The sequence below is a fragment of the Acidipropionibacterium jensenii genome, from assembly GCF_005890135.1.
GTDB lineage: Bacteria > Actinomycetota > Actinomycetes > Propionibacteriales > Propionibacteriaceae > Acidipropionibacterium > Acidipropionibacterium jensenii.
Genome location: NZ_CP040635.1, coordinates 717,483 through 732,012, shown reverse-complemented (window position 1 = coordinate 732,012; position 14,530 = coordinate 717,483). Strand labels below are relative to the sequence as shown.

The 14,530-nt window shown below is 71.6% G+C and carries 12 protein-coding genes; 4 read left to right on the top strand and 8 right to left on the bottom strand.

Annotated elements, in window-relative coordinates; translation table 11 throughout:
• Nucleotides 1-43 precede the first annotated feature (43 nt).
• Nucleotides 44-1,186 (bottom strand): TDT family transporter, encoded by a 1,143-nt coding sequence (locus tag FEZ32_RS03300; RefSeq protein ID WP_138679910.1) that lies wholly within the window; start codon nucleotides 1,184-1,186, stop codon nucleotides 44-46.
• Between the two features lie 71 nt (nucleotides 1,187-1,257).
• Here FEZ32_RS03300 and FEZ32_RS03295 point away from each other — a divergent pair, with 71 nt between their 5' ends.
• A complete protein-coding gene (locus tag FEZ32_RS03295; RefSeq protein ID WP_138679909.1) occupies nucleotides 1,258-2,181 on the top strand; it encodes a LysR family transcriptional regulator in 924 nt (307 codons plus the stop codon).
• A gap of 48 nt (nucleotides 2,182-2,229) precedes the next feature.
• On the top strand, nucleotides 2,230-3,372 hold the full coding sequence (locus tag FEZ32_RS03290) for an iron-containing alcohol dehydrogenase (protein ID WP_028703587.1): 1,143 nt from the start codon (nucleotides 2,230-2,232) through the stop codon (nucleotides 3,370-3,372).
• A gap of 42 nt (nucleotides 3,373-3,414) precedes the next feature.
• On the opposite strand, the gene FEZ32_RS03285 is transcribed toward FEZ32_RS03290, so the two are convergent.
• The 3 genes from FEZ32_RS03285 to FEZ32_RS03275 are packed head-to-tail and all read right to left on the bottom strand — an operon-like array spanning nucleotide 3,415 to nucleotide 7,864.
• Nucleotides 3,415-5,466, bottom strand: a complete 2,052-nt coding sequence (locus FEZ32_RS03285; protein ID WP_338028426.1) for an ABC transporter ATP-binding protein — start codon at nucleotides 5,464-5,466, stop codon at nucleotides 3,415-3,417.
• Nucleotides 5,463-7,199: an ABC transporter ATP-binding protein gene (locus FEZ32_RS03280; protein ID WP_138679908.1), complete on the bottom strand. Its 1,737-nt coding sequence runs from the start codon at nucleotides 7,197-7,199 to the stop codon at nucleotides 5,463-5,465. The genes FEZ32_RS03285 and FEZ32_RS03280 overlap by 4 nt, the downstream gene beginning before the upstream one ends.
• Complete coding sequence (locus FEZ32_RS03275) at nucleotides 7,190-7,864, bottom strand: TetR/AcrR family transcriptional regulator (protein ID WP_126412677.1); 675 nt, start codon at nucleotides 7,862-7,864, stop codon at nucleotides 7,190-7,192. The genes FEZ32_RS03280 and FEZ32_RS03275 overlap by 10 nt, the downstream gene beginning before the upstream one ends.
• Before the next feature lie 160 nt (nucleotides 7,865-8,024).
• On the opposite strand from FEZ32_RS03275, the gene FEZ32_RS03270 reads away from it, so the two are divergent.
• Entirely contained in the window at nucleotides 8,025-8,681 is a 657-nt protein-coding gene (locus tag FEZ32_RS03270) for an HAD family hydrolase (protein WP_036982062.1), read from the top strand.
• A gap of 110 nt (nucleotides 8,682-8,791) precedes the next feature.
• Here FEZ32_RS03270 and FEZ32_RS03265 read toward each other — a convergent pair whose 3' ends face one another.
• Genes FEZ32_RS03265 through fdrA form a run of 4 tightly spaced genes read right to left on the bottom strand, consistent with a single transcriptional unit; the run spans nucleotide 8,792 to nucleotide 13,722 of the window.
• The gene (locus tag FEZ32_RS03265) at nucleotides 8,792-9,769 is read right to left on the bottom strand and encodes an amino acid kinase family protein (protein WP_138679907.1); all 978 of its coding nucleotides are present in this window, start codon (nucleotides 9,767-9,769) and stop codon (nucleotides 8,792-8,794) included.
• Complete coding sequence (locus FEZ32_RS03260; protein ID WP_138679906.1) at nucleotides 9,766-10,713, bottom strand: oxamate carbamoyltransferase subunit AllH family protein; 948 nt, start codon at nucleotides 10,711-10,713, stop codon at nucleotides 9,766-9,768. The genes FEZ32_RS03265 and FEZ32_RS03260 overlap by 4 nt, the downstream gene beginning before the upstream one ends.
• Nucleotides 10,710-12,014: a YlbE family protein gene (locus tag FEZ32_RS03255; protein WP_138679905.1), complete on the bottom strand. Its 1,305-nt coding sequence runs from the start codon at nucleotides 12,012-12,014 to the stop codon at nucleotides 10,710-10,712. Before FEZ32_RS03255 ends, FEZ32_RS03260 begins: the two co-directional genes overlap by 4 nt.
• A gap of 10 nt (nucleotides 12,015-12,024) precedes the next feature.
• Entirely contained in the window at nucleotides 12,025-13,722 is a 1,698-nt protein-coding gene (fdrA, locus tag FEZ32_RS03250) for an acyl-CoA synthetase FdrA (RefSeq protein ID WP_028703594.1), read from the bottom strand.
• An 84-nt stretch (nucleotides 13,723-13,806) separates the two neighbouring features.
• Between fdrA and FEZ32_RS03245 the strand changes: the two genes are divergently transcribed.
• A complete protein-coding gene (locus FEZ32_RS03245) occupies nucleotides 13,807-14,490 on the top strand; it encodes a GntR family transcriptional regulator (RefSeq protein WP_138679904.1) in 684 nt (227 codons plus the stop codon).
• Nucleotides 14,491-14,530 lie beyond the last annotated feature (40 nt).

The window sequence follows — 14,530 nt, the reverse complement described above, 5'->3', positions numbered from 1 at the left end:
CTGGTGGTCGTGCACCGCCGGTCAGCCGCCGGTCAGCCGCCGGTCAGGCGTGGAGACGCCGTGTGCGGGCGGCCTGCTGGAGCACCAGCGGGCGCAGGGAGGCGATGACGCACAGCGTCCAGGTGCCCAGCAGGACGATCCAGGTCAGGGTGCTGGCGAGCGAGTAGCCCGCCAGATGGGACCCCTTCGACAGATTGAGGGCGCCCAGCGAGAGGGTCCCGATCGGGAAGGTGAGGGCCCACCAGCCCGGCGAGAAGGGCATTCCGTTGCGCACCCCGTGGAGGGTGACGCTGATCGCGAGGAGGACCAGCGGGACGGCGATCGACAGCATGAGGTAGCCGTAGCCGTCGGCGACGGCCTGGGCGGCAGGCACCGATTCCGGGGTGAGGAACCGTCCGCTCTGGGCGGCGATGGCCTGGGCCGCGGCGGTCGACTGGCCGACCACCCCCAGCGGGATCCACGCCGAGATCGACAGCGGGACAGGGATCGGCTCGATCCGCAGATGGTGGTGGTAGGCGGCGGTGAAGATCACGATCCCCAGCGTCAGGGAGCACACGAAGCAGGCGATCAGGAAGGCCAGCAGGCCCAGGGACAGCAGCGGGGAGGAGATCTGGGCGACGAAGGGGGCCCCGGAGGTGGCCGAGACCATCGGGGGCACGATCGCCAGACCCCAGGCCGGACGGGGCTCCTTCGGGCGGTGCCTCAGCAGCCCGACGGCGAACCCGAAGGTGCTGAGGAAACCGATCAGGGTGCCGATGACCCACAGCGTCCGGTCGGCGGTCCAGGCCGCGCTGGCCAGGGCCGGGCTCCAGGCCGGCAGCACGGTCCCGGTCGCCGATCCGACGGCGAGGATGCCCATCGCCACCATTCCCCAGGCAGAGGAGCCGACCCCGCTCACCGAGTCCCGCCAGACCTGCGCGCTGCGGCGCACCCTGAGCAGGAAGAGGGTGGCGAAGGACACCATCAGCAGCCATCCGGCGACCAGTAGGCACCGGGCCAGGACGGCGCCGGGGGTCGAGGTGCCGATGTGGAGCTGGGTGAGGGTCGACAGGATCCCGGTACCCATCACCGCACCCCACCACGGCGGACCCATCGGGACCAGGGCCGGGGCGGGCAGGGGCTCCACCGCGATGGGATCAGAGGGAGTCGTGGCGACCGAGGGGGACGGGTGGCGGGTGGTGACCATATGTCACACCCTGCTCCTGGCTCCGCCGCTCCGGTAGCCGCCACCTGCCCATGGGGGCATATCATTCGCGCATGTCCCGATGGCCCGATCTGAGCGCCCTCGAGGTGCTGGTCGCGGTGGTCGACCACGGCAGCCTGTCGGCGGCCGCCCGCGCCCTGCGGATCGCCCAGCCCAATGCGAGCCGATCGGTGACCAGGCTGGAGCACAGCCTGGGACTGCCCCTGCTGCGCCGCTCCACGACCGGATCGGCGCCCACCCCCGAGGGACTCCTGGTGGTCGAGTGGGCCCGCACCCTGCTGGGTTCGGCCGACGACCTGCTGTCCAATGCCCGGACCCTCAGCCACCGGGGTGCCGGGACGATCGCCGTCTCGGCGAGCCAGACGATCTCCGAGCACCTCCTGCCGGGATGGCTGGCGGCCTTCCGGGCCCTCAGCCCCGAGGTGCGGGTCACCCTGTGGGTCACCAACACCGCCGCGGTGCTCGAGGACCTGCTGGTGGGCGGGTGCGACCTCGGGTTCATCGAGGGGCCGATCCCCCGGGGCGCCGCCCACCTGGCCACGGTCGGCCAGGACGAGCTGGTCCTGGTGGTCTCGCCCGGCCACCCCTGGGCCCGCGGACACCGGGCGGTGGGCCCCGAGGATCTGCACGACGGCGTGCTGGTCACCCGGGAGTCCGGCTCGGGCACCCGACGGGTCCTCGACGACGCGCTCGGCCGACCGGTCACCCCCCAGCTGGAGCTGGGCAGCAATGCGGCGGTGCGGGTCGCCGTGCTGTCGGGGGCCGGCCCGGCGGTGCTGAGCAGGCTGGCGGTCGCCGAGGCGATCGCCGGCGGATCACTGGTCGAGATCCCGATCGACGGGGTGAGGCTGAGACGTCGCCTGTGCGCGGCCTGGACCGGGCCGCAGGCCCTGGGCGGGCCGGCCGGGGCACTGGTGAGGATCGCCACCGAGCATCGGGGATCGCGGGTGCAGCCCGGCAAGGGCTGGCAGGATTGAGGACGGACCGGCCCGGGGCCGGCCGCGCCGTCACAGGAGAGGCACATCATGGAGTTCGACTTCGCCACCGCCGGGAGAATCGTCTTCGGACCGGGCCGATTCGCGGCCCTTCCCGCCATCGTCTCGGGGTTCGGCCCCCGGGTGATGATCGTGGCCGGCGGGCACGCCGCCAACCTCCCCGGACTCGACCTGCTGGGATCCGAGCGCCTGGTGGTGCGCACCAGCGGCGAGCCCTCCATCCCCCAGGTCAGCCAGGCGGTCGACTCCGCCCGGCAGTTCAAGCCCGACGTCATCGTGGCGGTGGGCGGCGGCTCGGCCATCGACACCGCGAAGTCGGTCGGCGTGCTGTCGCGCAACTCGGGCGACATCCTCGACCACATCGAGGTGGTCGGGCGCGGGATGGCCCTCAAACCGGAGACGATCCCGGTGGTCGCCTGCCCCACCACCTCTGGGGCCGGCGCCGAGGTCACCGCCAACTCACCGATCATCTCCCCCGAGCACGGGGTGAAGGCCAGTCTCAGGTCACCGGCGATGCTGCCGGCGATCGCTCTGGTCGACCCGGAGCTGACGGTGAGCGGTCCGGCCGCGGTGACGGCGTCCTCCGGATTCGACGCCCTCACCCAGTGCATCGAGCCCTTCGTCTCGGTGAAGGCCAATGTGCTCACCGACCAGATCGCCGCCGAGGGGATGCGCCGGGCCGCCTCCGGGCTGCGCCGCGCCTGGACCGACGGCGCCGACATCGAGGCGCGCACCGACATGAGCCTGTGCTCGCTGTTCGGCGGGCTGAGCCTGGCCAATGCCAAACTCGGCGCGGTGCACGGCCTGGCCGCCCCGATCGGCGGGGTGACCGGCGGCGCCCACGGCGAGATCTGCGCGGCGATGCTGGCGGCGGCGACGAGGGTCAATGTGCAGTCGATGATCCGGCGCGACTTCGACAACCCGGCACTGGCCCGCTACGACACCGTCGCGAAGCTGCTGACCGGCCGACCCGAGGCGCGGGCCGCCGACGGGGTCGAGTGGCTGGCCCGGATCGTGGCCGACCTGCGGGTGCCCGGCCTGGCGGCCCTGGGACTGAGGCGCTCCCAGGTCGACGAGGCGGCCGAGGCGGCGATGAGGGCCTCCAGCATGAAGGGCAACCCGATCGTGCTGACCCACGACGAGGTGGCCGAGATCATCGAGACCTCGATGTGACCTCGGGCCGTCCTGTCCCTGCCCGTCCTGCCCCGACGGCCCTCAGCGGGCCGGCTCGGCGGCGTCCTCCTCGATCGCGGCGTTGAACTGGGTCTGGTAGAGGTCGTAGTAGGCCCCTTGGGCCTCCAGCAGTTCGGCGTGACTGCCCTGCTCGATGATCGCGCCGTGCTCCATCACCAGGATGAGGTCGGCGTCGCGGATCGTGGAGAGCCGGTGGGCGATGACGAAACTGGTCCGTCCCGACCGCAGATTGTTCATCGCCTGCTGGACCAGCACCTCGGTGCGGGTGTCCACCGAGCTGGTCGCCTCATCGAGGATGAGCAGGTCGGGGGCGGCCAGGAAGGCCCGGGCGATGGTGATGAGCTGCTTCTCGCCGACCGAGACGTTGGACCCCTCCTCGTCGATGACGGTGTCGTAGCCGTCGGGCAGGGAGTGCACGAAACGGTCCACATAGGCGGCCCGGGCGGCGTCCAGGATCTCCTCCTCGGAGGCGTCGGGGCGCCCGTAGGCGATGTTGTCGCGGATCGTCCCGGAGAACAGCCAGGTGTCCTGGAGGACCATCCCGATCCGGGAGCGCAGCTGCTCCCTGGGGACGGTGCGGATGTCGGTGCCGTCCAGGGTGATCCGGCCGCCGTCGATCTCGTAGAACCGCATCAGCAGGTTCACCAGGGTCGTCTTTCCGGCCCCGGTCGGCCCGACGATGGCCACCGTCTGGCCCGGCTCGGCGACCAGGGACAGGTCGGTGATGAGCGGCTTGTCGGGGGAGTAGGAGAAGTCGACGTGCTCGAAGCAGACCCGGCCCCGGGTCGGGGGCAGGACGCCGTCGGCCTCGGCCGACAGCTCCGAAGCGTCGAGGACCTCGAAGACCCGCTCGGCCGAGGCCACCCCCGACTGCAGCAGGTTCGCCATCGAGGCGATCTGGGTGATCGGCTGGGTGAACATCCGCGAGTACTGGATGAAGGCCTGGACGTCGCCCAGTGGCATCTGGCCGCTGGCCACCCGCAGGCAGCCCACCAGGACCACCACGGCGTAGTTGATGTTGCCGATCAGGAACATCACCGGCTGGATCATCCCGGAGATGAACTGGGCCTTGAAACCGGCCTGGTAGAGCTCCTGGTTGCGCTCGTGGAAGGTGGCCGCGACGGCCTTCTGGCGTCCGAAGACCTTCACCAGGGAGTGACCGGTGTAGGCCTCCTCGACCTCGGAGTTGAGGTCGCCGGTGGATCGCCAGACGTGGGCGAACTGCACCTGGGAGCGCTTACCGATGAGCGCCGAGACCACCCCGGCGATCGGGATGACGACGATGCTGATGACGGCCAGCAGGGGGGAGACCCAGAACATCATCACGATGACGCCGATCACCATCAGCGCCGCGTTGAGCAGCTGCTGGAGGGTCTGCTGGAGGGTCTGGGAGATGTTGTCGATGTCATTGGACATCCGGCTCATCAGCTCGCCGTGCGGCTGCTTGTCGAAGTAGCTCAGCGGGAGTCGGTCCAGTTTCGCCGAGAACCGCTTGCGCAGCCGGTAGATGGAGTGCTGGACGGCGGTGTTGAGCAGGAATCCCTGCAGGAAGGACAGCACGGCCGAGACGACGTAGAGGGACAGCGCGAAGATCATCACGACGCCGAGCCGGTGGATGTCGATGCCGTGGCCCACCACGATGTCGTGGTACTGGCGCAGCAGGTCGATGACCCGCGACATCGGGTCGGCCTGGCCGCTGGACTGGAGCATCGCGATGAACTGGTCGCTGGTCATCCCGGCAGCCTGGGGGACCCGCGCCCCCAGCTGGTGGCCGATGACACCGGCGAAGATGATGTCGGTGGCGTGGCCGAGCACCTTGGGGCCGATCACGTTGAGTCCGACCGAGACGGCGGCGACCACCACCACGACGGCGAGCACCGTCCGGGAGATCGCCAGCTCGTGGAGCAGGCGGCGCAGCGAGGGGCCGAAGTTCACGGCCTTCTCGGCCACCCGTCCGCCACTCATCGGGCCGTGCGAGGCGCGGCCGCTGCGGGAGGACTCCCGGGCGATCCGGGCCCTTTCCTGGTCCGACATCGCCGGCTTCTTCCCGGCGACCGGTGATTCCTGACTCATGCTGCTGCCTCCTCGGCGGAGAGCTGGGAGTTGACGATCTCGACATAGGTGGGGCAGCTCTCCAGGAGCTCCTCGTGGCGGCCCCGGCCGACCAGCCGGCCGTCCTCGATGACCAGGATCTGGTCGGCGCCGCGGATGGTGGAGACCCGCTGGGCGACGATGAGGATCGCGGCCTCAGAGACCGTCTGGGCCAGGGCGGCGCGCAGCCGGGAGTCGGTGCCGACGTCCAGGGCCGAGAAGGAGTCGTCGAAGACGTAGATGTCGGGCTTCTTCACCAGGGCGCGGGCGATCGACAGCCGCTGACGCTGTCCGCCGGAGACATTGGTGCCTCCCTGGGAGATCGTCGAGTCCAGCCCGTCGGACATCTCGGAGACGAAGTCGGCGGCCTGGGCGGTCCGCAGGGCCTCCCACAGCGCCTCGTCGTCGGCGTCGGGATCGCCTTGGCGCAGGTTCGAGGCGACCGTCCCGCTGAACAGGTAGGACTTCTGGGGCACCAGTCCGATGGCCCCCCAGAGGGTCTCCGGGTCGAGCTCGCGGACGTCGACCCCGTCGACCAGGACCTGGCCGCCGGTGACGTCGAAGAGCCGGGGGATGAGGTCGACCAGGGTGGTCTTGCCGGAGCCGGTGGAGCCGATCACCGCAGTGGTGGTGCCCCTCTCGACGCTGAAGGAGATGTCGGAGAGCACCGGGGAGGTGGCCCCGGGGTAGCTGAACTCGACGTCGCGGAACTCGAGGTGTCCGCGCTCGGGGAGCTCGGTGACCGGGTGCTGCGGGGCCGCCACCGAGGAGTGGGTGTCCAGCACCTCGGTGATCCGGGTGGCGCAGACCGAGGCGCGCGGCCACATGATGATCATCATCGTGGCCATCATCACGGAGAACAGGATCTGGATGAGGTAGGTGGTGAAGGAGGTCAGCGCGCCGATCTGCAGCAGTCCGGAGTCGATCCGCGGGGCGGCGAACCAGAAGACGCCGATCTGGGAGAGGTTCATCACCAGCATCACGATCGGGAACATCGCGGCCATCAGCCGTCCGACGGCCACCTGGATCCGCATCAGCTGGCCGTTGGTGCGGTCGAACCGGTGGGCCTCGTAGGACTCGCGGACGAAGGCGCGGACCACCCGGATGCCGGTGATCTGCTCGCGGGTGACGCGGTTGAGGTCGTCGATGCGCTTCTGCAGGCGGCCGAACAGCGGGCCCATGTTGGCCACCACGACGCCGACGCAGACGGCCAGCAGGACCACCGCGGCGACGATGATCCAGGACAGCCAGACATCGGCGCGCAGCGCCATGACGACCCCGACGATCATCGTGATCGGGGCCCCGACGATGATCGCCAGGGTCATGAAGACGAGCATCTGGACCTGCTGGACGTCGTTGGTGGTGCGGGTGATGAGGGAGGGGGCGCCGAACCGGTTGACCTCCCGGGCGGAGAAGGACAGCGTCCTGGTGAAGACGGCGTCGCGGATGTCGCGGCCCATCCCCATCGCGGTGAGGGAGGCGAAGTAGACCGCGATGATCTGGCAGACGGCCTGACAGGCGGAGACGGCCAGCATCAGCGCCGAGCGTGACTTCACATAGCCGGTGTCGAGGGCGACCACCCCCTTGTCGATGATGTCGGCATTGATGGTCGGCAGGGTCAGTGCGGCGACCTGGGCGCCGGCCTGCAGGACGAGGATGACGACGAGCTGGGGCCAGTACCGCCGCAGATGGTGGCTGACGAGTTTCACGAGCACGGCGACTCCTGACAGGTACGGGATTCAAGGGTGGGGTCCGCATCGGCGATGCCGTTGAGCAGGATGTCGGCGAGCTCGGCGGCGGAGAACCGGTGGGGGGAGATGGCGATCGGGCGGGCGTTGATGGTGACCGCCGAGAGGAGGACCGCGCAGGCCTGGTCGGCCGGGACGCGCAGCTGGTCGGCGTAGGGCGCCATCAGGCGGCCCAGGGAGGAGGTCACCGCGGAGTACCAGGCGCGGATGCCGGCGTGCGGGTCGTCGTCCCGGCCGTTGTGGGGGCCCGGGCCGTGGGTTCGGGTGCGGTCCTCGCCCGGTGGGCGCATCCGGTGCGGGTGCAGGGCGGTCATCACCGCGGTGATGGTGCCCAGCTGGGAGGCCATCAGCTCCAGGGCGGCCTCGACCCGCGGCCGCAGTCCCAGATTCTCGGGCAGGGCGTCGATCCCGGCGCACAGGTCGGTGGGGTCCAGGACGTCGTCGATGACCGCCTGGAGGAGGTCGTCCTTGGTGGCGAAGTGGCGGAAGATGGTGCCCTCGGCGATGCCGGCTGCCCGGGCCACCTCGCGGGTGGTGAAGGCGACGCCGGTGCTCACGAGCAGGCGGCGGGCCGCCTCGACGATCGAGAGGCTGCGTTTCTGGGCGGACATCGCCCGGGCACGAGGGGACACGTCGGAGAATGATATGTGAGTGAGTGCTCACTCACAAGAGCGGGGCGGTGCTCCGCGCACCGGATCTGAGCGCGCGGTCGGGGCCCTGGCGGCGGGGGGATGGAGCGCAGGACCGGCGTCGGACACCACAGGGCCGGCACCGGGCCCATAGAGTGAGGCCATGGCGAGTGACGACCTGGGACCCCTGACCGATCGGCTCTTCGAGGCGGTGCTCTTCGACTCCGACGGAACCCTCATCGACTCCACCCCGGTGGTCGCCCGGTCCTGGGCGAGATGGTCGCACAAGTACCGGATCGGCGATTCCGACGTCCGCCACGGGGTGCCCGTCATCGAGATCGTCGACGAGCTCATCGACCCGCCGCTGCGCCCCCAGGCGCTGGCCGACATCCGCAGCTACGAGCTGAACGACGTCGAGGGGGTGGTGGCGATGCCCGGGGCGGTGGAGGCGCTGAGGGCCCTGGACGCCGACACCTCGGCCATCGCGACCTCCTGCGACCGCGACCTGATGGAGGTCCGGCTCGCCGCCAGCGCCATCCCGGCGCCACCGGTGGTGGTGACCCGCACCGACGTCGAGCACGGCAAGCCCGCCCCCGATGCGTGGCTGGAGGCCGCCCGCCGGATCGGGGCCGACCCCCGGCGATGCCTGGTGGTGGAGGACTCCCAGGTCGGGGTGAACGCCGCCCGGGCCGCCGGGTGCGCCACCCTGGGGCTGCGCACCACCACCGCCGAGGGTCCCGAGGCCGACGCCCGGGTCCAGGACCTGTCGCGGGTCCGGTTCCACAAGGATCCCGACGGGGTGCGCATCTCGCTGCGCTGAGCGGGGCCGCCCTCTGGCCGATTGCTTCCTGGACTCGGGGGTTGAGTGCTCAGGGTGTCGTCGCTCCCGGACGACCTCGCAGGGCCGTGGTCGCGGACCCGGCGGACCGTTCACCTGAGGATGGTGGTCCCCGAGGTCCCGTCGAGAAGGTGGCCCAGGTCGGACAGCCGCCCGATGACCGCCCGCCCGTCGTGCTTGCGGACGAAGTCGCAGCCGGCCTGCACCTTGGGGCCCATCGACCCGGCGGCGAAGTCCATCTGCTCCAGTTCGCCGACCGTGGCGACCCTCAGGGGCCTCTCCTGCGGCGTCCGCCAGTCGACCATCACGGCGTCGGCGTCGGTGGCCATCACGAGCACATCGGCCTTGAGTTCGGAGGCGAACAGCGCGGAGCTGGCGTCCTTGTCGAGGACGGCCTCCACCCCGACATAGCTGCCCTTGGAGTCCCGGGCGATCGGGATCCCGCCGCCGCCGGTGCAGATGACGATGTGCCCGGCGTCCAGCAGTCGTCTGGTGGAGTCGACCTGGATGATGCGGCGGGGGCGCGGGCTGGGCACCACCCGGCGCGGGTGCCCGCCGTCGGAGGCGAAGATCCAGCCGTGCTCGGCGGCCAGCTGCTCGGCCTCCGTGTCGGTGTAGACCGGACCGACGAACTTCGTCGGGTGCTGGAAGGCCGGGTCGTCCATCGAGACCTCGGCCAGGGTGAGCACCGTGGTCACCAGACGCTGGGCGGCCCCGCTGCGGATCGTCTCCCCCTCGCGGCGGGCCTCGGCGCGCTGCTGCTTGGTGAGGGCTCTGGACCGCCGGGTCATCTCATTGCGCAGCTCGGTCTCGATGAGGTAGCCGATCATCCCCTGGGTCTCGGCGCCGAGCACGTCGAGGGGCAGCGGCTGGTTGCCGTCGGGATCGCGCTGCAGGGCGAGCATCCCCACCTGGGGGCCGTTGCCGTGGGTGATCACCAGCTCGTTGTCGACGGCGGCGTCCAGCAGCGGGCCGCAGGCCTGGCGGATCTGCGCCCTCTGGTCGGCGACCGTGTTGGGGCGCCCACGGGGTGCGATGGCGTTTCCGCCGACGCCGATGACGATTCTCATTGCTGGTCCCTCCCGGACTCGGATGGTTCAGATGATCTCTGCTGGTGGGCCAGACGGCGGGTCAGGGCGGCGACCCCGGCCATCAGGTCGGCCCCGGAGCTGTGGCCGGTGTGGGCCAGCCGGGCCACCGCGGTGGCGATGCGAGGCTGCCCGGTCGTGGTGCTGTCGTGGTCGGCGATAAGAGCGTCGAGCAGGTCTAGCACGGTGGCCGAGAAGTCCCCTCCGACGGCCAGCCGGAGGTGGCACAGCGAGGTCTCGGTGGTGAGGCCGGCCGCCCGCGGGCTGGTGAGGATCTCGGTGAACCGGCCGATCACGCGGGTCCCGAGACCGGCGGTGCGGGCGGTCGCGATGAGCCCGATGAGGGCGTCGTCCCCCGAGGGGGTGAGCCCGATCCCCAGTCCGCACAGCCCCTCGAGGGCCTCGGCGTCCTGGTCGCCCCAGATCGCCTCGGCGGCCCGCTCCAGCCGCGGGACGCCGAACCGGCGCCCGTCGGCGGTGTCGAACCAGGAGGCAGGCGCCGAGAAGACGGCGGGGGTGCCGTGGGTCGTGATCCGGCTGGCGACGACGGCCGCCCCGGCGGTCTCCAGGGCGACCGGTGTCCCGATCCCCTCGGGCCGCAGATCCGCCAGCCGGTCGGCGGGGATCCGCGCCTGGGCGACCGAGTCGACGGGGACATCGGAGAGGCTGACGATCAGCGGGACGCCGTGCGGATCCTGGCATCGGATGCTCACCGAGTGGGCGAAGACGCCGACCACAGTGCCGGCCGGTGTCGTGCGGGCCCGTCCCGACCCGTGGTCCGACCCATCGGCGGTGCGCCCCGTCGAGCAGCGGGCCACCGGCGCCGAGACCTCGCAGGCCCGCAGACCGACCGGCGCCGACACCGGGGAGACCGGTGAGGCCGAGGAGACGGGGGAGGCCGGAGGAAGGCCCACCGGGACGGTCATGCCACGTCGATCCCGTAGACCTGCGCCAGGGCCTCGACCGCGGAGGTGAAGCATCCCAGCGGTGCCCGGACCGTGCCGGCGCCGATCTGACCGACTCCCGGGTGGATGGAGGCGATGCCAGAGTTGATGATCGGGGTGATCCCGGTCTGCACCACGAGCCGGATGTCGATGCCGATCGGCGCCCCCTGGAATCCCCAGGTCGGGATCGGCATGGCCGGGTTGTGGCCGGTGACGATCTCGGCCATCTCCTCGGTGGTCGCCAGGGCGTCCTCGAACCCGCCGGTGCCCAGGAACCGCGTCACCCCGGGGGCCGCGACGATGCTCATCCCGCCCAGCCCGAGGGTCTCCATGATCGCGGAGTCGCCCATGTCGGGGCAGGCCTGGGACTGGTCGTAGCCGGTGAAGAACAACCCGGTGGGGGTGTTGACCGGGGCGGTGAACCAGCGGTCGCCCAGCCCGGAGACCCGGATGCCGAACTCGTAGCCGTTGCGGGCCATCGCCGTCACCACCGAGCCGGCGCGGATCGCCCGCGCGGCGTCCGCACTGGCCTTCGAGGCGGCCATCGCGATGTTGAGGAAGAACTGGTCGGTGCGCCCCAGGAAGTCGGTGACCTCGGCGACCACCTCGCTCGGCAGATCGGCCCGGGCCAGCAGCGGGGCCATGTCCTTGGCGAACAGGGCGGAGGCCGCGATATTGCGCTGGTGCATCTCGTCGCCCATCGTGAGGGCGCGCGCCATCACCGGACCCAGCGGGTAGCCGCCCCCGTCGCCGGTGACGCGCAGCGCCGCCGACAGGGCGGGACCGAGCACGTCGCGCATCCAGGCGAGCCGCTCGAGCACCTCGGCGTCGTGGCCGCCGAACCGCAGCACCTTGCCGATGCCCTCGTTGAGGGTGGAGAAGGAGGTGTTGCCGTAGACGGCGTTGACCACCTTCATGACGGCCATGTGGGCGCTGGTGATGCCGCCCATCGGGCCGACCGCGCCGACCTCGTGGCAGGGGATGAGGCGGACCTGGTGCGAGACGATCTCGCGCGCCCCCTCCTCGGTGGTGGCCCAGCCCTCGAACAGCGCCGCCCCGATGCAGGCTCCCTGGATGGTCTGGGGCATGTGGGCGAAGTCGATCGGCGGGCCGGCGTGCAGCAGCACCTTCTCGCCGGTGTCCAGCGCGGGGATCAGGGTGTGGGCCTGGGCGACGTCGACCAGGGTCGGCTGTCCGGAGACCATCACGTCGACCACCGCGCGGTTGGCGTCGTTGATGGTGGCGAAGTCGTCGATGGTGCGGGAGATGTCGGTGGAATTCATCGGTGGCCTTTCAGCGGGCGAGGAGACGTTCGACGATGCGTGCCAGGCGGGCGTCGCCGCCGGCGGGCGGGGCCCAGGACCACTGGACCACCGGGACGTGGAGGCCGGCGAGCTCCTCGGCGAAACCGGCCAGGCCCACATTGATCACCTTCGGGCCGGCCAGCAGGCCGGCGATCCCGGCCGGGGCGGGGGAGGGGGAGGCCGGTGCCGGCTGCCCGATCCGGGCGGCCAGGGCGGCGGCGTGCCGGGCGGCGGCGGCATTGCTGGGCAGCACCCGGGCGCCGGCCTCGGTGAGGGCGGCCACCTGCTCGGTCAGCCCCTGCTCGTCCCGGGCGGTGCCGCACACCGAGGCGACTACCCGGACCTGACGGCCCTCCGCCCGGGCCTTCTCCAGACCCTCGCGGATCGGTCCGGCGATCGCACCGGCCGGGTCGGCGGCCGAACCGTGGCCGAGGACGACGTCCAGCAGCAGGACGGCGGTGGCCGGGTCGGCCAGCGTCGTGACGATCTTCTCGGCGCGCAGCGCCGGGTCGATCATCGGGTGGGGGCGTCCCTGGGTGAAGACATCGTCGCCCAGGTCGATGATCCGGTGCGGTCCGGCCGACAGCACGACGCCCGGGTCCCCGGCGCCCAGGGGGACGTCCAGGTCGAGGGCGTCGCGGATGATGACGGCGGCCTCGTCGGCCAGGGTGCCTCCGGTGTACAGCCCGATCAGCCCTGCGGCGGGGGCCCCATCGCCACCGGGAGACGGGGTGAAGGAGGAGACGCCGACCAGTTCGACGGCGCGGGCGGCGGCCTCGGCCAGAGTCGTGGTGGCGGTGACATTGCCGTGCCGTCCGGCGTCGCGGGGGCCGTCGACGAACATCGTGACCACCGGCTTCGACAGCCCCTGGGCGAGGGTGTCGATGCGGGCCCGCACGGCCGGGGCCGGCGGCTTGCTCACCAGCACGATGACGTCGGTGGCCGGATCGGCGTCCAGCGCGGCCAGCGCCTGGGTCGCGGTGCGCCCGCCCACCTGGTCGGACAGGTCGCGCCCGCCCAGCCCGATCGCGTGGCTGATCCCGGCGCCGAGCCGGTCGACCTGGGTCATCACCTCCTGGGTGCCGGTGCCAGAGGCGCCGACGACACCCACCGAGCCGGCGGTGCACAGATTCGCGAAGGCCAGCGGGACGCCGTTGAAGGCCGAGGTGCCGCAGTCGGGTCCCATCACCAGCAGGCCGGCCTCACCGGCCCGGGTCTTGAGATCGACCTCGTCGGCCAGGGTGACGTTGTCGCTGAACAGCATGACGTTGAGGCCGGCGTCCAGCAGGTGCCGCGCCTCGGCCGCCGCATAGGCCCCGGGAACCGAGACCAGGGCCAGGTTCGCGTCGGGCAGCGCGGTGCGGGCGCGCACCAGACTGTGCGCCCGCCGCATCGAGGAGCCCGAGGCCGCCGAGGCCTGGGCGGCGAGCAGCTCATCGGCCCGGGAGACCGCGTCCCTGCAGACCTCGGCGTCCTCGGCGACGATCCCGATCACCAGATCGGCGGGGGTGGCCGCCGCCAGTTCGGGGGCCTCGAAGCCGGTGTCGGTGAGGATTCCCTTGTTGGCCGGGGTGCCCATCATGGCCGAGGCCCGGTCGACTCCCGGCAGGTCGGACAGGGCCCGGCTGAGCACCATGAGTGCCACCGAGTCCTGATAGTGGTTCTTCTGCACGACGACGGTGAGCAATACGACCTCCTGGGGGAATGACCCGGCTGGCGCCGACACCCGGATGGTATACCGAAATGGTTCGTGTCGGGTAGAGTCCGGTCCATGGAGAGTCTTCGCGACAAGGTCGTCTCGCAGCTGCGCGAGCAGATCCTCAGCAACGACCTTGAGCCGGGAACCCGGTTGCGCGAGAGGACCCTCTCCGACCTCTTCGGGGTCTCCCGGGTACCGGTGCGCGAGGCGCTGATGGTGCTGGAGGCCGACCTGCTGGTGACCTCCTCGCGGCGGGCCGACGGTTCGGAGGGGGCCGGGGTGGAGGTCACCCGGTTCGACCGCAACGATGTGGCCGAACTCTTCGACGCGCGCGAGGCCCTGGAGCCGCTGGTCGCCCGGCTGGCGGCCCGACATCGCAGCGAGGCCCAGCTCGAGGCCCTCCGCGATCAGCTCGAGACGGCCCGGAGGGCCGCCGAGACCGGCGACAACAGGGCCGGGGCGCTCGCCAACACGGCCTACCACGGGATCCTCGTCCAAGCCTGCGGGTCGGGCCTGCTGGCGGCGGTGATGGCCCCCCTGCAGACCCGCATCGAGAGGCTCTTCCGGCGCACCATCGTGGGGCGCGCCCCCGAGCTGGCCGAGGATCACACCCGGATGCTGGCGGCCCTGGCGGACCGGCAGGCCGAGACCGCCGAGCTGCTGGCCCGACTCCACGTGGTCTCCACCCGGGCGCCGAGCCTGGCGCTGTTCACCGAACAGGACGAGAGGCAGGACGCGGGGCGGGCCGATGACTGAGCGCCGGACCCCGGGGGCCGGCACGGGCCGCCGCCGGGAG